18 protein-coding genes are annotated in these 16,550 nt (G+C 46.6%); 15 read left to right on the forward strand and 3 right to left on the reverse strand.

Translation table 11 applies throughout. The features are described 5' to 3' along the window. Positions 1-91 precede the first annotated feature (91 nt). From F0231_RS02280 to F0231_RS02290, 3 genes are all read left to right on the forward strand, one after another. Entirely contained in the window at positions 92-1,444 is a 1,353-nt protein-coding gene (locus tag F0231_RS02280; RefSeq protein WP_171758095.1) for a GntP family permease, read from the forward strand. A 22-nt stretch (positions 1,445-1,466) separates the two neighbouring features. Next, positions 1,467-2,603, forward strand: coding sequence for a glycerate kinase (locus tag F0231_RS02285; RefSeq protein ID WP_171758096.1), 1,137 nt, complete (start codon positions 1,467-1,469; stop codon positions 2,601-2,603). Between the two features lie 206 nt (positions 2,604-2,809). Further along, positions 2,810-4,465, forward strand: a complete 1,656-nt coding sequence (locus F0231_RS02290) for an amidohydrolase (RefSeq protein ID WP_171758097.1) — start codon at positions 2,810-2,812, stop codon at positions 4,463-4,465. Between the two features lie 12 nt (positions 4,466-4,477). Here the strand turns inward: F0231_RS02290 and F0231_RS21200 are convergent, their stop codons facing one another. Beyond that, complete coding sequence (locus F0231_RS21200; protein WP_171758098.1) at positions 4,478-5,446, reverse strand: helix-turn-helix domain-containing protein; 969 nt, start codon at positions 5,444-5,446, stop codon at positions 4,478-4,480. A gap of 103 nt (positions 5,447-5,549) precedes the next feature. On the opposite strand from F0231_RS21200, the gene F0231_RS02300 reads away from it, so the two are divergent. The 5 genes from F0231_RS02300 to F0231_RS02320 all read left to right on the forward strand — a co-directional run bounded on the left by F0231_RS02300 (position 5,550) and on the right by F0231_RS02320 (position 9,384). Beyond that, positions 5,550-6,341, forward strand: a complete 792-nt coding sequence (locus F0231_RS02300) for an MBL fold metallo-hydrolase (RefSeq protein ID WP_171758099.1) — start codon at positions 5,550-5,552, stop codon at positions 6,339-6,341. 79 nt (positions 6,342-6,420) lie between these two features. Further along, a complete protein-coding gene (locus F0231_RS02305) occupies positions 6,421-7,035 on the forward strand; it encodes a TetR family transcriptional regulator C-terminal domain-containing protein (protein ID WP_171758100.1) in 615 nt (204 codons plus the stop codon). A gap of 358 nt (positions 7,036-7,393) precedes the next feature. Continuing rightward, entirely contained in the window at positions 7,394-7,675 is a 282-nt protein-coding gene (locus F0231_RS02310; RefSeq protein WP_171758101.1) for a hypothetical protein, read from the forward strand. A gap of 17 nt (positions 7,676-7,692) precedes the next feature. Next, entirely contained in the window at positions 7,693-8,007 is a 315-nt protein-coding gene (locus tag F0231_RS02315; protein WP_171758102.1) for a hypothetical protein, read from the forward strand. Between the two features lie 129 nt (positions 8,008-8,136). Then, on the forward strand, positions 8,137-9,384 hold the full coding sequence (locus F0231_RS02320; RefSeq protein ID WP_171758103.1) for a DEAD/DEAH box helicase: 1,248 nt from the start codon (positions 8,137-8,139) through the stop codon (positions 9,382-9,384). A gap of 86 nt (positions 9,385-9,470) precedes the next feature. Here the strand turns inward: F0231_RS02320 and aroQ are convergent, their stop codons facing one another. Next, positions 9,471-9,914: a type II 3-dehydroquinate dehydratase gene (aroQ, locus tag F0231_RS02325; RefSeq protein ID WP_171758104.1), complete on the reverse strand. Its 444-nt coding sequence runs from the start codon at positions 9,912-9,914 to the stop codon at positions 9,471-9,473. A gap of 13 nt (positions 9,915-9,927) precedes the next feature. Then, entirely contained in the window at positions 9,928-10,767 is an 840-nt protein-coding gene (locus tag F0231_RS02330) for a shikimate dehydrogenase (RefSeq protein WP_171758105.1), read from the reverse strand. A gap of 324 nt (positions 10,768-11,091) precedes the next feature. Between F0231_RS02330 and F0231_RS02335 the strand changes: the two genes are divergently transcribed. The 7 genes from F0231_RS02335 to F0231_RS02365 all read left to right on the forward strand — a co-directional run bounded on the left by F0231_RS02335 (position 11,092) and on the right by F0231_RS02365 (position 16,459). Then, positions 11,092-11,769, forward strand: a complete 678-nt coding sequence (locus F0231_RS02335; RefSeq protein WP_171758106.1) for a 4-carboxy-4-hydroxy-2-oxoadipate aldolase/oxaloacetate decarboxylase — start codon at positions 11,092-11,094, stop codon at positions 11,767-11,769. Next, positions 11,762-12,826, forward strand: coding sequence for a 4-oxalomesaconate tautomerase (locus F0231_RS02340; RefSeq protein WP_171758107.1), 1,065 nt, complete (start codon positions 11,762-11,764; stop codon positions 12,824-12,826). The genes F0231_RS02335 and F0231_RS02340 overlap by 8 nt, the downstream gene beginning before the upstream one ends. Positions 12,827-12,853: 27 nt before the next feature. Then, positions 12,854-13,732 carry an amidohydrolase family protein gene (locus F0231_RS02345; RefSeq protein WP_171758108.1) on the forward strand — a complete coding sequence of 293 codons (879 nt, stop codon included), beginning with the start codon at positions 12,854-12,856 and terminating at the stop codon, positions 13,730-13,732. A 1-nt stretch (position 13,733) separates the two neighbouring features. After that, positions 13,734-14,084 (forward strand): protocatechuate 4,5-dioxygenase subunit alpha, encoded by a 351-nt coding sequence (locus F0231_RS02350; protein ID WP_105058664.1) that lies wholly within the window; start codon positions 13,734-13,736, stop codon positions 14,082-14,084. Positions 14,085-14,086: 2 nt separating this feature from the next. After that, the gene (locus tag F0231_RS02355) at positions 14,087-14,926 is read left to right on the forward strand and encodes a class III extradiol dioxygenase family protein (protein ID WP_171758109.1); all 840 of its coding nucleotides are present in this window, start codon (positions 14,087-14,089) and stop codon (positions 14,924-14,926) included. A gap of 199 nt (positions 14,927-15,125) precedes the next feature. Continuing rightward, entirely contained in the window at positions 15,126-15,659 is a 534-nt protein-coding gene (locus F0231_RS02360) for a YbhB/YbcL family Raf kinase inhibitor-like protein (protein ID WP_171758110.1), read from the forward strand. A gap of 20 nt (positions 15,660-15,679) precedes the next feature. After that, positions 15,680-16,459, forward strand: coding sequence for a helix-turn-helix transcriptional regulator (locus F0231_RS02365; RefSeq protein ID WP_171758111.1), 780 nt, complete (start codon positions 15,680-15,682; stop codon positions 16,457-16,459). The last annotated feature ends 91 nt before the right edge of the window (positions 16,460-16,550 follow it).

Genomic DNA, 16,550 nt, shown 5'->3' on the forward strand with positions numbered 1-16,550 from the left:
TTCTCTGAATAATAACACCGTCCCTACAGGCACTCTGAACGTAAGGCATTAGCTTAGCGTTCGTACGAATACAATTATAAACGGAGTTATCATGAGTCTTATCTTAATACTGTTGGGGGTGATAGCCTTTATCGTCCTCGCAACCACCAAATTCAAACTGCATCCTTTTCTTGCACTGATTGTCGCAGCCTTTTTAGCGGCCTTTGCTTACGGTCTACCTGCTGACAGCATTGCGAAAACCATCGCATCAGGTTTCGGCGGCATTCTAGGTTACATCGGCCTAGTAATTGTGCTTGGTACTATTATTGGTGTCATTCTAGAGAAAAGCGGTGCGGCGATTACCATGGCAGACACGGTGATCAAAGTGTTAGGAGAACGCTTCCCAACACTCACGATGAGCATCATCGGTTACATCGTATCGGTACCAGTATTCTGTGACTCTGGCTTCGTTATTTTGAACTCACTGAAAGAGTCACTAGCGAACCGCTTAAAGACATCCAGCGTAGCGATGAGTGTTGCTTTGGCAACGGGTCTATACGCGACGCATACCTTTGTACCACCAACGCCTGGTCCAATTGCGGCCGCAGGTAATCTCGGCTTAGAGTCGAACCTTGGATTGGTAATTGGTGTCGGTATCTTCGTTGCAGCAACGGCGGCGATTGCCGGTATGTTGTGGGCAAACCGTTTCAAAGACGCAGAGCCAGATGGTGGCGATCAAATTGAAGAAGTGAAGCAAGATTGGAAAGAGCTGAAAGCGTCATACGGTGAGCTGCCAACGGCAGGCCAAGCATTTGCACCAATCTTTGTTCCTATTCTACTTATCTGTTTAGGCTCTATTGCTAAGTTCCCAAGCCTACCGCTAGGTGATGGTGCACTATTTGATGTGCTGTCGTTTTTAGGACAACCGCTCACAGCGCTAATTATTGGTCTATTCCTTTCGGTTCGCCTACTGAAAAGTGACAACAAGGTGGAAGAGTTTGGTGAGCGTATCAGTCAAGGCATTACCGCTGCTGCGCCAATTCTACTGATCACGGGTGCAGGTGGCGCATTTGGCGCGGTACTCAAAGCAACGCCTCTTGGTGAGTATCTAGGAACCACGTTATCGGCACTGGGTGTGGGTATATTTATGCCATTCATTGTTGCTGCCGCGCTGAAGTCTGCGCAGGGTTCATCAACGGTGGCTTTGGTAACCACGTCTGCATTGGTTGCACCAATGTTGGCTCAATTAGGCCTAGACTCTGAAATGGGACGAGTGCTGACAGTGATGGCGATTGGCGCTGGTGCTATGACGGTATCGCACGCCAATGACAGTTTCTTTTGGGTCGTGTCGCAGTTCAGTCGCATGTCGGTTGGCTTGGCTTACCGAGCTCAAACCATGGCGACGCTGGTACAAGGTGTGACTGCAATGGCATTGGTTTACATTCTAAGTCTTGTTCTTCTATAGCAAGCTCAAATAGGAAACTTATATGAAAGTAGTTATCGCTCCTGATTCTTACAAAGAAAGTTTAACCGCTATGGAAGTGGCAATGGCGATTGAAAACGGCTTTAAAGAAATCATGCCAGACGCAGAATACGTTAAATTGCCGATGGCGGACGGAGGCGAAGGCACGGTGCAGTCTTTAGTTGACGCAACAGGAGGCGAAATTGTCTCGGTTGCGGTAACTGGTCCACTCGGCCAAACCGTTGAAGGCTTCTACGGTTTGCTCGGTGATGGTTCAACAGCTGTCATTGAAATGGCCGCAGCGTCTGGTTTGCACTTGGTAGAACCCGATCAACGTAACCCACTACTCACGACCACCTTTGGTACGGGAGAATTGGTGAAAGCGGCGTTAGATAAAGGTGTTGGTCATATCATTATTGGCATTGGTGGCAGTTCTACTAATGATGGTGGTGTTGGTATGGCGCAAGCACTGGGAGCGAAACTACTGGATTCTCAAGGTAACGAATTATCTTTTGGTGGCGGGGCTTTAGCGGATCTTGATTCGATTGATCTCTCGGGCCTAGATAAGCGCTTGGCTGATATTCAACTCGAAGTCGCGTGTGATGTAGATAACCCGCTTTGTGGCCCTAAAGGCGCCTCTCATGTGTTTGGTCCACAAAAGGGCGCCACACCAGAGATGGTCGAACAACTGGATGCCAACTTAGCGCATTATGCCAACATTATTCGCCAAACCAACGGCAAAGAGGTGATTGATCAAGCTGGCGCAGGTGCTGCAGGTGGTTTAGGTGCTGCGTTACTTGGGCTGTTTGACGCCAGCCTGAGACCTGGTATCAATATCGTTATGGATGCCGTTAATCTTGCTGAAGTGGTTAAAGACGCTGACCTTGTCATCACAGGTGAAGGACGTATTGATAGCCAAACTATTCATGGTAAAACGCCAATTGGTGTGGCGCGCACTGCGAAGCAGTACAACTTGCCTGTGATTGGTATCGCAGGAAGTACTGCGCAAGATTGTCGAGTGGTGCATGACCATGGCTTAGATGCCGTCTTCAGTGTGGTTTTGGGCGCGACAGATTTACCGACCGCCTTGAAGGAAGCGGCATTTAACGTAGAGATGACGTCACGCAATGTGGCTGCTGCTCTGGCGATGACGTTTAAATAATTTCCTATTTTACACTGTAAACGGCCGCTAAATAGCGGCCGTTTTTATTTCTCAGTACTGCCTAGAATGGTTTCTATAAATAATTGAAAGGGTGAGTTATCACTAATTCTGATGGTTCTCTATTTCTCGTGCATCTTCTTACCTGATACGCTCTCGCGCAAACTCCCTATACTTTGAACAGCGGGAGTCTCAAAAGGAATTCGTGGATGAAACTCAAACTCACTTTTCTTGCCAGTGCACTGTTAAGCACAGGTGTATTTGGCGCAGACTTGGTTCTGACTAACGCCATTATTTACGGTCACTCAAATGCAGATACCGTGGCTATTTCTGAGGGCAAAATTGCCGAGATTGGTGATGCGCGAGATATAGATGCGCTTCAAAGCTCGAACGCGACGGTGATCGATCTTGAGGGCGGTTTTCTTTCTCCTGGCTTTATCGATAACCACAATCATGTGTTTGAAGCCGCTTCAGAAGCGGGTGCTCAGTGTGAGTTGAGTGTAGAGGAAGACCTTGCGGGACAAATACCGTTTCTAAAAGCGTGCCGAGAAGAGACTCAACGCAGTGGCTGGGTGATGGGCTATGGTTTCTCCATTGACTCCATACTAGCTGAAGAGAGCAATCAAACCCCACTGCAAGTCATTGATGCGATTTTTCCTGAGCAGCCCGTTATCTTTATGGAGCAAACTTCTCACTCGATGTGGGTCAATTCAGCAGCATTGGAGCTTGCTGACATCACAAGTGAAACGCCAGAACCACAAGGTGGAAAAATTCTTAAAGATGACGACAGCGGAGAATTAAACGGCGTCTTGCTCGATAATGCAGGCGACATAGTTTTAGAGCTCGCGTGGAATAGCTTGAACAATCAGTTTGAACAAAGCTACCTAGGCTTAATGAAAGGGTTAGCGGAGGCGAAAGCACACGGTATTACTACGATTGGGGATGGCCGATTGTATTGGAAACGCGGCTGGTATGAAGTATGGCAGCATGCCGAAAAACAAGGTGAGTTAACGGCGCGTGTATCGCTGCGCCCTTGGATTTATCCAACCGAGCCGATGGCAACACAATTAGAGTATCTCAAAGGTATTCAATCTTCGGATAAGTCCGATTTATTGCTGGTGGATCAAGTCAAGATGTACAGCGACGGCATCTTAATCAATGGTACCGCCAAGACCTTAGCGCCGTACTTGGATACCTACATTCCAGATGAACCTTACGGCATCAACTACATTGAGCCGAAGGCAATGAAGCAGTGGTTGGTAGAGCTCAATAAAATTGGTTATGGCGCTCACATCCATGCCATTGGTGATGGAGCGATTCGTGAGTCCTTGAATGCGATAGAGGCGATGAGAGCCAATGAAAGCGACAAAGATTACACCTTAACTCATGTCGAGTTGGTCAATTCAAAAGATGTTGGTCGCTTTGCCAAGTTAGAGGTAACGGCCGATTTTCAAGTGGGCTCCGATTACGTGGCTTATCACGAGCATCAGTGGGCGGAAGCCTTCTTAGGAGCAAAGCGGGCTCGTGCTTTAATGAATCTCGAAGCCATCTTTAGCTCAGGTGCCAACGTTACCCTAAGCAGTGATTGGAACGTACATGACATTAATCCGCTAGTCGGGATCGCCAATAGCGTCATCATGGGCAAAATCGGGCTGCCAAATGTAAACGCCGCGCTTGAAGCTTACACCATCAATGCTGCTCGTAGTTTGGGGATTGATGACATTACAGGTTCAATCGAGGTCGGTAAGTCAGCCGACTTTGCTGTGTTATCAGACGATATTACTCAGCTTTCCCCTCAAGAGATTAAAGAGACACAAGTCTGGATGACGTTACTAAGAGGTGAGGTTGTTTATCAAAGCGAGTAAGTGCTCGCTATCTTACTGGTTACCTTGAAATTGGGATCGCCACTGGGAAGGCGTGATCTCAAAAGCGGTTTTGAAGTTCTTACGATAAACGCTTTCTGAGCCAAACCCTGACAACTCAGCGACTTGAGCTATCGGATAGTGGCTGCTTTCGAGCAGTTGCTGGCTGAGCTTGAGTCGCTGCGTCAACAACCATTCACTAAATGTGCAGCCATACGAGGCCTTAAACTGACGAGTAAAGGTTCGGCGGCTCATTGCACATCGCTCAGCCAAACTGTCTAACGAGTGCGGTTGATTGATTGTTTCTGATATCTGGTCGATAACTTGAGTAAGACTCGTTACTCGCTCTGGCTTAGTGGTTACGGGGGTCGGAATGTACTGCTTTTGACCTCCAGATCGAAACGGTGCTGTCACCATAACCCGCGCAATATCGTTGGCGACTTCACTGCCACACAGGCGACGTACGAGGTGCAAGCAGCAATCAATTGAGGCGGCTGTTCCTGCTGACGTAATCAATTGGCCATGATCGATAAACAGCGGCTCACTATCAAACTCTACATTTGGAAATTGACTCTGGAACTGCTCTGCAAACGCCCAGTGAGAGGTGGCCGTTTTCCCATCAAGCAAGCCTGTCTTCGCAACAACAAACGCTCCGAGACAAAGACCTACCACAATCGCCCCTCGCTGATGAGCGGCTTGTAGCTTGTCTAGTAACAAAGTCGGTGGGCTAGGCAATGAATTGGGCCAACTGGGAACAATCACAATATCAGCGCTATCGAGTGGCTCTAAGCCTTTGGTCAACAGCACATCAAACCCTGACCCAGTCGAGAACGCTTTTTCTGACAAGCTGCATAGTTCAAGCTCGAACTTGGGCGCGTGTCCTAAAAAAGCATCTTGGAATACTAAGCAAGGCACAGAGAGATGAAAGGCACTAATATTTTCAAAGGCGACTAAAGCGACCTTATGTACTGACTTGTTTAACACAGTGTGACCCGATTTGAGCGTTAGATGTCCATATGGACAGTGTTACACAAATCTAAGTTTAAGCAAAATAGCGGTTATCAACTTTGGAGTAAGAGAAAGCATTATGAAAATTCATCACCTGCGTAGCGCAACGTTTGTTATCGAATCTGGCGAGCACTTTATCTTGATTGATCCCATGCTGGGTGAAAAAGGGTCGCTACCCGCGTTTTCTCATTTCCGCTTTAAATCAGAGCGCAACCCAACCGTTGAGCTACCTGCTATCGCCAGTGAGCTATTGAGTAAAGTGACGCACTCAATCATTACTCACAGCCAGACTTTCGGTTTTAAGCCACTCCAACACGGTGACCATCTAGACCCTGCTGGTGAGAAGCTACTGATTGATGGAAACATTCCAATCGTGACGCCAAGTAAAGACAAAGCGTACTTAGAGAAATACAAGATGACCGTGTCTCATGGCGTTGAAGATTGGCAAACTATGCCGTTCTTAGGCGGTGAAATTACAGCGATCCCTGCAAAGCATGGCCATGGTTGGATTCACAAAGTTATGGCGAATGGTTCAGGGTTCTATCTTGCACTGCCAAATGAGCCTTCAATCTACATTAGCGGTGATACGGTACTGACGGAAGACGTTAAACGAGCGTTGTCCGAGCTAAAACCAGACATCACAGTTGTGGCTGCTGGACATGCGCAGATGGATGTAGGTCAACCACTATTGATGAACAGTAATGAGGTGCTGGAGTTCATTAGATTGTCGCCAGGTAAAGTGATCGCAAACCACATGGAAGCACTGAACCATTGCCCTGTCGATCGTGGCACTCTGCGCCGCTCTCTTGATGAGCATGGACTGAGTGAGAAAGTGTTGATCCCACAAGACGGAGAAACCTTAGAGCTATAAGGCGTCTAGAGTGTATTAGGCTTGTCATCCGAACCATAATGCTTACACTGGAGCAGAGTAGGAATTATAAGGATATCGGATGACTCGTATTAGGCAGAAAAATCAGCAGTTGATTATTGAAGTCGCCAGCGAACAATTTGCTCAAAACGGCTATGCAGCAACAAAAATCGTTGATATTGCCAAAGCGGCCGACATTGCCAAAGCGAACGTCTTTTACTACTTCAGCTCCAAAGACAAACTCTATTACGCTGTCCTCCAAACCGTCACTCAGCCTCTGTTAGAAGCTTCTCGCCCAATCGAGGAGCTGACAGATCCTGTTGAAGCGCTCAGCCAATACATAGCGGCGAAGCTTCGAATCTCACAAGAGCACCCTTACGCCTCAAAAGTGTTTGCGAATGAGGTCATGTCTGGAGCAAAAGTCTTACCGCAAGATATCGCCGATGAGCTGTTTAATCAGTCCCAGATGATCATTGATAAGTTTGCAACATGGTCACAGCAAGGTTTGATGAATGATGTCCCTCCTCACCATCTAATGTTCACCATTTGGGCTGCAACACAAACTTATGCGGATTTTGGTTGGCAGATTTGCAACGTAATGAAGAAAGAGAAGCTCGATAAACAAGATTTCGATCACGCTGCAGAGTTTTTAACTCAACTCGTGATCAATGGTTGCGGCGTGAAAAGTAACCGTTAGCGGCTTCTAATTGCCGAAAAGTTATCTGATAAAATGTGACGAACCACACCTAAATGGTGTGGTTTTTTTATACTTTTAGCTGCGAAATAAACATATATTTGAAATGTATAACTATTCATTTCATGACTTGGGTCAATGTTTTAGCCTGCCATTGTTATTATTTCATTCTTTAAAACAAATATTTCGCTAATCAATAGTTCGCCTCTAACGCCTGAAAATAAAGGCCTTTCCTACCTATTCGTCAAAATACCTCGAAAATTCCGAATTAAATCGCAATTTTAAATTACTTTTTGGGCATGAGTTCAGCGGCTAACTTGAAACAAAGGGTAACCAAATATTAATAACGTTGATAATAACTATGACTAAAAAGACGATTCCTTACTTATATGCTGCCTTGTGGGTTCTGGTTTTAACCGTATACGGAGGTGCTAAATATGCACAAGCGGATACAAAACCATGCATCGATGCTCTACATCAAGAGTACCAACTAGAGGTGGCAACGACGCTTGCTGAGTTTGAAGAAACTTCCCCTGATCACTACAACGTCGATCACCTACTGTTCGTTGGTGAAGATGGCAAATTCCATAGAAAAGATGGCGTGACTTGTACCATTGAAAATGGCCATGCAGAACTAGACTAATCAAAAGGAGCGAACCTATGATTTTACCTAGCGATTTAAAGAAAGTTGGCACTATCATGACAAGTCTAATCAAGATAGTGAAAAAGCATGGTGTCGAACTCAATCGAGAGTCGGCTTACTACATTAGTAAGACTTTTAAAGAGAAGGTGATTCCATGCAGTCGCAATGTCCACTACTACCTCACTCTAAACAATGACGCAGGCGAAACTCTAATTACTAAGATTGTCCATGCCAACAACACGGTCGATATTGGCTTTAAAGACATTTATGGCAACAAGTTATGCAATGCGACCATTACTGACCATGGTGAGCTTAAAGAGTACCGCTTGTAGCTTCCATTGGTTCATTGGGCTCTCTAACCAAAAGAGAGCCCGCCCATCTCCTTATTCAATGGTATACTCCGCTCCCCTTGTGCACTGCCACATGACTAATTGAGTCTACTTACGTTTAAGGATCCTAAGATGTCTTTCTCTTCCCTTTCATTGAGCTCTGAGCTAACAAGCGCCTTACCCAAAGAGTTCACGAAACCTACCGACATTCAAATGTTGGCGATCCCTGAATTGTTGCGTGGCAAAGATGTATTGGCATTGGCGAACACGGGCAGTGGTAAAACCTTAGCCTACGCACTGCCATTGCTTGAGCAGATTACCCGTAATCCAGAACATAAAGCGCTTATTTTGGCTCCGACACGTGAGCTAGCAACTCAGGTCAGCCAAGCGATCGAGCAAGTTGCTCAACCACTTAACCAAACTGTCGTATGCCTGTGTGGCGGTGTTGATAAAGAGCTACAGCAGCAAGCTCTTGCGAACAACCCAAGTATTCTTGTGGCAACAACGGGGCGTTTGGTTGATTTGGCTAACGACGGTTTGGATCTAAGCCAAGTGTCTACATTGGTGCTGGATGAGGCGGATCGCCTGCTTGATATGGGGTTCTGGCCAGATGTACAAAACATTGCGATGAAAACATCAAGCAAGCGCCAAACGGCAATGTTCTCTGCGACATTCTCTGATGAGCTCAAGCAAAAAGCCCAACAGCTGATGCACTCACCAAAACAACTAGCGGCGCACCAAGAAAACAGCACCAATCAAGACATCGCTGAAACGCTCTACTTAGTTAATAAAGGCAGCAAAACTAAAGCCTTGGTTGAGCTTATTAAGCAACATGCTTGGACACAGGTATTGGTGTTTATTGGCGCAAAAGAAAACGCAGATGGTTTGGCGAAAAAACTGAATAAAGCGGGCATTTCAACCAATGCTTTGCATGGCAATAAAAGCCAATCAGAACGTGAAGAAGCGTTAGCTCAGTTCAAAGCAGGAAAGACTCACGTACTTATTGCAACCGACTTGCTGGCGCGTGGTATTCACATTGAGCAGCTTCCGGTTGTGGTCAATTTTGAACTGCCAATGTATGCTGAAACTTACGTTCACCGTGTTGGACGAACCGCTCGCGCAGGTGAGCAAGGTGTGGCATTTTCTTTAGTGTGTCATGGTGAAACAGAGGCGTTAAATGCGATTCGTCAACTGACTCAGAGGGAGCTGACATTACAGGCTCTTGATGGTTTTCCTGTCACCGACAAACCGTCAACGGGTGAAAGTAAGCGTGCGCCGCGTGATAAAAAAGCTAACCGTCGTACCAATAACAAAAAGAGCATTAAGCAATTTCAATCTAAATCGAAAGAGTCGGCTTCGAAATCTAAGCCAGCTAGATAAGCGGTGATGGAAAGGTCGATCCAAATGAAATGGATCGGCTATTTAGACGGTTTGAAATTGACTACTGTGAGAGCGTACGAACGACGTTACTTATCAAGCAAAAAATCGAGTGCAAGTTTGTACCCTCTCGTACCCATACCAATAATGGTGCCTGCCGCTACAGGCGAAATGTAAGAGTGATGACGGAACGACTCGCGAGCATGTACGTTTGAGATATGCACTTCAACCACAGGGACTTCCACACCTTTGATTGCATCATGCAGTGCGATTGACGTATGCGTGTACGCGCCCGGGTTAAAGACAACACCGACACATTCACCTTGATTGAACTCGCGTCCCGCTTTATGAATCGCATCGATCAAGCTGCCTTCGGTGTTGCTTTGGAAACACTCAGCGTCGAAACCATATTCTGCTGCCGCTTTACGACAATTTTCTTCGACATCTGACAAGGTTTCATAGCCGTATTGTGCTGGCTCACGCGTGCCGAGAAGATTTAGGTTTGGTCCGTTGAGTATTAAGATTTTTTTCATTATTTCATTGTCCTTAACGTAATTTCGCAAGCTGTGTTTGCTTAAAAGTATCGAGTTGTTGGTCTGAAACCTTGGTTCCTGTAAATAGCGTGAACGCATCATTCGCTTGATGGAAAAAGAGCTCAAAGCCACTTAGAGTTGCAATGGACTTATCGTTAGCGGCGATAATGAATTCGGTCTCTTTGGGTGTATAAACCGCGTCAAAGCACCATGATTGGCTCTCTAGCCATGCAGTATCAATGGGGCAGCCCGATGTTTGGTAGTGACCGATTGGCGTACAGTTGAGGACGCCTTGAGCCGCTATAACCGATTCTTTTAGCGTTGTTTCATTCAAACATACGGTATCGATGTTCTCGGCAGCAAGTAGCTTCGCAAGGCTGTTCATTTTTGTTAGATCTCGGTCATATATTGCGAGCTCTGTTGCCCCTAAATCTGCGAGAGCAAAGCAAATTGCTTTGCCCACACCACCACACCCTAAAACGACCACGCGCCCCGGAGAAGGTTGCTTGAACTGGTTAAATGCAGCAATGAAACCACTGTAGTCGGTGTTGTAAGCGACGATTTTGTCACCACGTTTTATCAGCGTATTGGCGGCGCCGACTCGTTGTGCGCAAGGCGCTAATTCATCCGCGACCGACAAGATTGTTTCTTTGTATGGGTAGGTAACGTTGGCTGAATCTATGTCGCGTTTGAAAAGATCTGAAGCATGCTTATGGAGCGACTGCTCACTGTCTGTCGTGAACTCTTCTAATTGATAATTTAAGGCGATATTGAGCTGTGAAGCGAGATCGTTGTGAAAAGCAGGGGACTGTGAACGTTGGATGTTCTGTCCGATGAGTCGGCATTGAATCATGGTTCATTCCTTATCGTTATTTTTATCTACGCTAGCAAAATGACCTTTGTGGCGATAATTGTTTTTTCTTTACACCTATTCAATTTTTGGAGAACGCTTATGGAGCATGGCTGAGTCGATGAGTCATGCCGTATGCGATTGCACTCTCTATCTCAAAATCTTATACCTTGAAAAATAATTGAAATATCGCAGTCGAGAACGCCTCTTTATAGTAATTGCATCTACGGATAGTACGACAAAGAGTTGTGGTGATGACTGCCAAGACCACGTTTTCGTAACGTATGCATCGTGTCTATCCGCCTAAAGGCATAAGAGGGACCCAAAATGCAAAACAACGTCGTAGTTCAACATATCCAACGCGCAGATAAGGCCATCATCGAAGGCCTTCGCCAATGTGGTGTCGCTACTATTCATGAAGCGCAAGGCCGAAAGGGGTTATTAGCTCACTACATGCGCCCTATCTTTCAAGGCGATGCTGTTGCAGGTTCTGCGCTGACCATTTCTGGTGCAGCAGGGGACAACTGGATGATGCATGTGGCTATCGAACAAGCCAAGGCGGGTGACTTTTTGGTGTTCGCTCCAACCTCACCATCAAACCACGGCTACTTTGGCGATTTGCTAGCAACCTCAGCGCAGGCACGTGGTGTGGTGGGATTAATCATTGAAGGTGGCGTGCGTGATACTCGTGACCTACGTGAAATGAATTTCCCAGTTTGGTCGAAAGCGGTCTTTAGTGAAGGAACGATTAAAGAGACGCTTGGCTCAGTCAATGTACCTATGAACTGCGCGGGCGCACTGGTTTACCCCGGCGATATTATGGTGGCTGATGAAGATGGCGTTGTGGTTGTACGCCGTGAAGAAGTGGAAGAAGTTCTCCACGAATCACTAGCACGTATGGAACGTGAAGAAGAAAAGCGCGTCCGTTTAGCTAACGGTGAGCTGGGGCTTGATATCTATCAGATGCGTGCTCGTTTGGAAGAGAAAGGCTTGAAGTATGTCTAACTCTCCCTTGGCTGTTCAATGCATGTGGATGCGCTCTGGTACTTCAAAGGGCGCTTATTTCCTGCGAGAAGATCTCCCTAGCTCTGAGCAAGCACGCAATCAGTTTTTACTCGAAGTGATGGGTACGCCTGACCCAAGGCAAATCGACGGAATTGGTGGGGCCGACCCACTCACTTCAAAGGTCGCGATTGTAGAATCGTCAAAACGTGAAGGCGTCGATGTAGATTACCTATTTCAACAGGTATTTGTTGACCAAAAGCTTATTAGTGCTAAGCAAAATTGTGGCAATATTTTAGCGGGTGTTGCTCCGTTTGCTATCGAACGTGGATTGGTTGAAGCGCAAGAGGGTCAAACACCAGTCCGTATCTTCATGGAGAACACGCAGCAGATTGCAACTGTCACGGTGCAAACCCCAAACAAGCAGGTGACCTATGCAGGCGATTGTCAGATTGATGGTGTCCCTAACACCTCAGCGCCTATTGCTGTCTGTTTTGAAGATACGGCTGGCTCAACCTGTGGTGCGTTGTTGCCAACAGGCAATGAAGTCGATGTGATTGATGGTTTAGAAGTCACATTGATCGATAACGGCATGCCAGTTGTTGTGTTAAAGGCACTCGACTTCGGATTGACTGGGGATGAATCTCGAGAACAGCTTGATAGTAATTCGGAGCTAAAGGAGCGTTTGGAATCGATTCGTTTACAGGCTGGGCCAATGATGAATCTTGGCGATGTTCGTGAGCTAAGTGTGCCGAAAATGACACTGGTGAGTGCACCGCAGTATGGTGGGGGTATTTCAACACGTACCTTTATTCCTCACCGCTGTCATGCGTCGATAGGTGTTCTTGGTGCCGTGAGTGTCGCCAGTGCGTGCATATTGAGTAACGCGCCAGCAAGTGAGCTTGCTGACGTAGAAATAGAACAACAAATAAAAATCGATGTTGAACACCCTATTGGAAAAATGAGTGTGGTGTTAGACGTCGAGCAAAATCAAGTGAAGTCCGCAGCGATCCTTCGTACAGCAAGAAAGCTGTTTGATGGCACCGTATTTGGACTGTAAGCCTGCTGAAAATAACAAGGAAGAAACATGGACGCTGATTACCTACCGTTCCACCCAAATCCAAGCAAGCCGAAGTTTGTGGTGCCAGAAGGCGCAGTGGATAGCCACTGTCACGTTTTTGGTCCTGCGGCTAAATTTCCTTACTCTCCGGCGCGTAAGTACACCCCTTGCGATGCCTCAAAAGAGCAGCTTTTTGCTCTGCGTGATCACCTAGGCTTTAGCCGCAATGTGATTGTTCAAGCGTCTTGCCATAGCACTGATAATCGTGCGCTGGTGGATGCGCTGGAATCCGCTGGTGAGTTGGCTCGTGGTATCGCATTCGTTGACGAAACTGTCACAGATGAAGAGTTACAAGCGATGGACAAAGCTGGCGTTCGTGGCGTTCGCTTTAACTTTGTGAAGCGCTTAGTTGATACAGTACCAACAGAAAAGCTCAAAGCGATCGCTGAGAAGATCCGCCCATTAGGTTGGCACGTTGTGGTCTATTTCGAAGCGCAAGATATTGATGATGTGACGCCATTCCTCGAAGAACTCAAGATGACGGTCGTGATTGATCATATGGGCCGTCCAGATGTGGCTAAAGGCGTTGATAGCCAAGAGTTTGGTAAGTTCATCTCGCTAATGGAGCGCAACCCAGATATCTGGTGCAAAGTGAGTTGTCCTGAGCGTCTGACTCAAACGCCACCGGATTACTCTGATGTGGTGCCGTTTGCCAAAACGTTAGTCGACCTTTTCCCAAATCGTGTGTTGTGGGGTACGGATTGGCCACACCCAAATATGAAGTCTCATACCCCAGATGATGGCCACCTAGTGGATGTCATTCCACAAATCGCCACTACGGTAGAGCAACAGCAAGCACTACTTGTTACTAACCCAATGAAACTTTACTGGCCGGAGAGCGTGTAACATGACTTACTTAAACAATAAGCCGATTCCAGGCACAACCATGTTTGATGGCGCAATGGCACGTAAAGGCTACGGATTGAACAAGATGTGCCATTCACTCAATGAACAGGCAGGACGTGATGCGTTTTCAGCTGATGAAATGGCTTACTGCGACAAGTATGGCCTGACGGAAGCTCAAAAGACGGCAATCAAGGAGCGTGATGTTCTAGGGTTGATCGCAGAAGGTGGCAGTATCTATTACCTTGCCAAATTCGTCGGTATGTTGGGACTCAACATGCAAGATATTGGTGCGATGCAAACGGGTATGACAGTTGAAGAATTTAAACAGATGTTAGTAGAGGCAGGGAAATAGTTATGGCAAAGATCGTTGGCGGAATTACCACTTCCCACATTCCTTCAATTGGTAAAGCAATTGAGAATAACCTTCAACAAACGGACTACTGGAAACCTCTGTTCGATGCATACCCACCGATTCACCACTGGTTAGATGAAGTACAACCAGATGTGGCTATCGTGTTTTACAATGACCATGGCTTAGAGTTTTTCCTTGATAAGAAACCGACCTTTGCGATTGGCGCGGCACCTACCTATAAGAATGCCGATGAAGGCTGGGGCATCCCAACCATTCCAGAAATTAACGGTGACCCAGAGCTGTCATGGCATATTTGTAACGAACTGGTTGAGAACGAGTTTGACATTACTATCTGCCAAGAGATGAAAGTTGACCACGGGTTAACTGTGCCGATGCAGCTGATGTGGCCAAACTTCAGCTACGGTCACATGAAAGTTATCCCTGTGTGTATCAACGTAGAGCAGCACCCAATGCCATCACCTAAGCGTTGCTTTAATTTAGGTCAGGCGATTGGTAAAGCGGTAGAAAGCTACGACAAAGACCTGAAGGTCGTTGTGCTTGGCACTGGCGGCTTATCTCACCAACTTGATGGCGAACGTGCAGGTTTTATCAATAAAGAGTTTGATCTCTACTGCATGGAAAAGCTAATTGACGATCCTGAGACGTTAACCAAGCTGTCTATCTATGACTTGGTTGAGCAGGGCGGTGCACAAGGTGCTGAGTTCATTATGTGGCTGGGCATGCGCGGTGCGTTAACCGGTGAGTTAAATGTGCTGAAAAGCAGCTATCACGCTCCTGTGTCGAATACCGGCGCTGGCACCATGTTGATAGAAAACCGTTAAATTTAATCGCTGATTCAACCTTTCTAAAGCCCTAGAGTATCGCACTCTGGGGCTTTTTCTTTGTTTTGCTCGAGTGCCATGCGTGATATCTAAAAGTATCATTTGTTGCTTAAATTTAATTCAATGTGATACTTATAGATGCATTCTCTGATGCTGGCGGCGATAGACTGGTTCCGAACTTACAAAAAGGAATCGAACTATGAAAGCAACATCATTATCTCTCTTGGCATTAGGTTTGTTTACCGCAGGCTCAACACAAGCATTTGAACTGGTTAGCCAAGATATTCAGGAAGGTCACCCAATGGCCAAGACGTTCGAATATCAGGGGTGGGGCTGTGATGGTGACAATGTATCGCCGCAATTGATGTGGAAAGATGTCCCGGAAGGCACCAAGAGTTTTGCCGTAACTGCTTATGATCCAGATGCACCAACGGGCAGTGGATTTTGGCATTGGGTCGCGTTTGATCTCCCGAGCAAAACAACTGAGTTAGAACAAGGCGTTGATATCAGCAAGCTCGGTGGCAAGGAGGCTCGAATCGATTATGGAAGCACAGGTTTTGGCGGCGCTTGCCCTCCGAAAGGTCATGGAATGCACCGCTATCAATTTACGGTTTGGGCACTACCAAAGGCGACCTTAGGCCTCGATGAGAATACTCCGCCAGCCGTGGTTGGCTTTACACTTAACAGTGTTGCTATTGATACGGCAACGCTAACGGCAACGTACACACGTTAGGGTATCAAATAGGAGATGTAATGAGCACTCATTATCAAGTGACTCTGTTTCGAGCTGAACAACTGCAGAGACTCAGAAATGTGCGAGTTCACTCTCCGAGTATTATTCAAATAATGGCTGGGAGTAAGCGACTATTCTGGAAAGATGCTGTTCAAGATCTCTCGAATACTGAGCTGCTGCTGTGTGAAGCTTCTGCCTCGTTGAGCTTTGAAAATCTACCGCAGAAAGGACGTTTCCTTTCTCGGGTATTTACTTTTCACTGCTCTCCGACAGAAGCGATGCTGGAGTTGAGTCACAGCAGAGCTTACGAACAGGCGGAGCCTTTTTTTCGTACTGATACTGCACTGCAAACTGCGCTAGATACGCTTTTTTCGTTTCAATCCCAAGCGATAAGTCATGAGACTCAGCGTTTTTGGATACTTGGCTTGTACCAGCAGTTGGCAGAAAAAGGCGTTCTGCATCAACTGTTTCCAAGTACTAACACAACTTTTCGTCAGCAATTGAGCCGTTACTTGGCTCGATCACCCAGTGATAAGCATGCTCTGGATGAAGTCGCGCAACAATTTGCTATGAGTCGCGCGACGATGATCCGCAAGTTAAAGCGAGAAGGCACTCAGTTTCGCGAGGTGCTTACTGAAGTTCGTTTGGCTCATGCCTTGTCTCTGATACAGAGTGGCTATAGCAATGTTGCTCAGTTGGCTTTGGCGTGTGGTTATCAGTCTGAGGGGCGATTTAGTCAGCGTTTTAAGGACAAGTTTGGGTTAACGCCTACGGATTATTTCAGAACGATAACGGCTTAGATTAGGTGTTTGCTGCGCATAGCAAAAAGTAGATAGCTAACGCTTACAAAAAGCCCCGCAGTGTAGCGGGGCTTTAGTTTATTTATAGGTC

Source organism: Vibrio sp. RE86 (genome assembly GCF_013114545.1).
Lineage (GTDB): Bacteria > Pseudomonadota > Gammaproteobacteria > Enterobacterales > Vibrionaceae > Vibrio.

Bases quoted from the DNA above. Each gene is read 5' to 3' on its own strand.
- F0231_RS02280 (WP_171758095.1), top strand. From the start codon at position 92: ATGAGTCTTATCTTAATACTGTTGGGGGTGATAGCCTTTATCGTCCTC.
- F0231_RS02285 (WP_171758096.1), top strand. From the start codon at position 1,467: ATGAAAGTAGTTATCGCTCCTGATTCTTACAAAGAAAGTTTAACCGCT.
- F0231_RS02290 (WP_171758097.1), top strand. From the start codon at position 2,810: ATGAAACTCAAACTCACTTTTCTTGCCAGTGCACTGTTAAGCACAGGT.
- F0231_RS02300 (WP_171758099.1), top strand. From the start codon at position 5,550: ATGAAAATTCATCACCTGCGTAGCGCAACGTTTGTTATCGAATCTGGC.
- F0231_RS02305 (WP_171758100.1), top strand. From the start codon at position 6,421: ATGACTCGTATTAGGCAGAAAAATCAGCAGTTGATTATTGAAGTCGCC.
- F0231_RS02310 (WP_171758101.1), top strand. From the start codon at position 7,394: ATGACTAAAAAGACGATTCCTTACTTATATGCTGCCTTGTGGGTTCTG.
- F0231_RS02315 (WP_171758102.1), top strand. From the start codon at position 7,693: ATGATTTTACCTAGCGATTTAAAGAAAGTTGGCACTATCATGACAAGT.
- F0231_RS02320 (WP_171758103.1), top strand. From the start codon at position 8,137: ATGTCTTTCTCTTCCCTTTCATTGAGCTCTGAGCTAACAAGCGCCTTA.
- aroQ (WP_171758104.1), bottom strand. From the start codon at position 9,914: ATGAAAAAAATCTTAATACTCAACGGACCAAACCTAAATCTTCTCGGC.
- F0231_RS02330 (WP_171758105.1), bottom strand. From the start codon at position 10,767: ATGATTCAATGCCGACTCATCGGACAGAACATCCAACGTTCACAGTCC.
- F0231_RS02335 (WP_171758106.1), top strand. From the start codon at position 11,092: ATGCAAAACAACGTCGTAGTTCAACATATCCAACGCGCAGATAAGGCC.
- F0231_RS02340 (WP_171758107.1), top strand. From the start codon at position 11,762: ATGTCTAACTCTCCCTTGGCTGTTCAATGCATGTGGATGCGCTCTGGT.
- F0231_RS02345 (WP_171758108.1), top strand. From the start codon at position 12,854: ATGGACGCTGATTACCTACCGTTCCACCCAAATCCAAGCAAGCCGAAG.
- F0231_RS02350 (WP_105058664.1), top strand. From the start codon at position 13,734: ATGACTTACTTAAACAATAAGCCGATTCCAGGCACAACCATGTTTGAT.
- F0231_RS02355 (WP_171758109.1), top strand. From the start codon at position 14,087: ATGGCAAAGATCGTTGGCGGAATTACCACTTCCCACATTCCTTCAATT.
- F0231_RS02360 (WP_171758110.1), top strand. From the start codon at position 15,126: ATGAAAGCAACATCATTATCTCTCTTGGCATTAGGTTTGTTTACCGCA.
- F0231_RS02365 (WP_171758111.1), top strand. From the start codon at position 15,680: ATGAGCACTCATTATCAAGTGACTCTGTTTCGAGCTGAACAACTGCAG.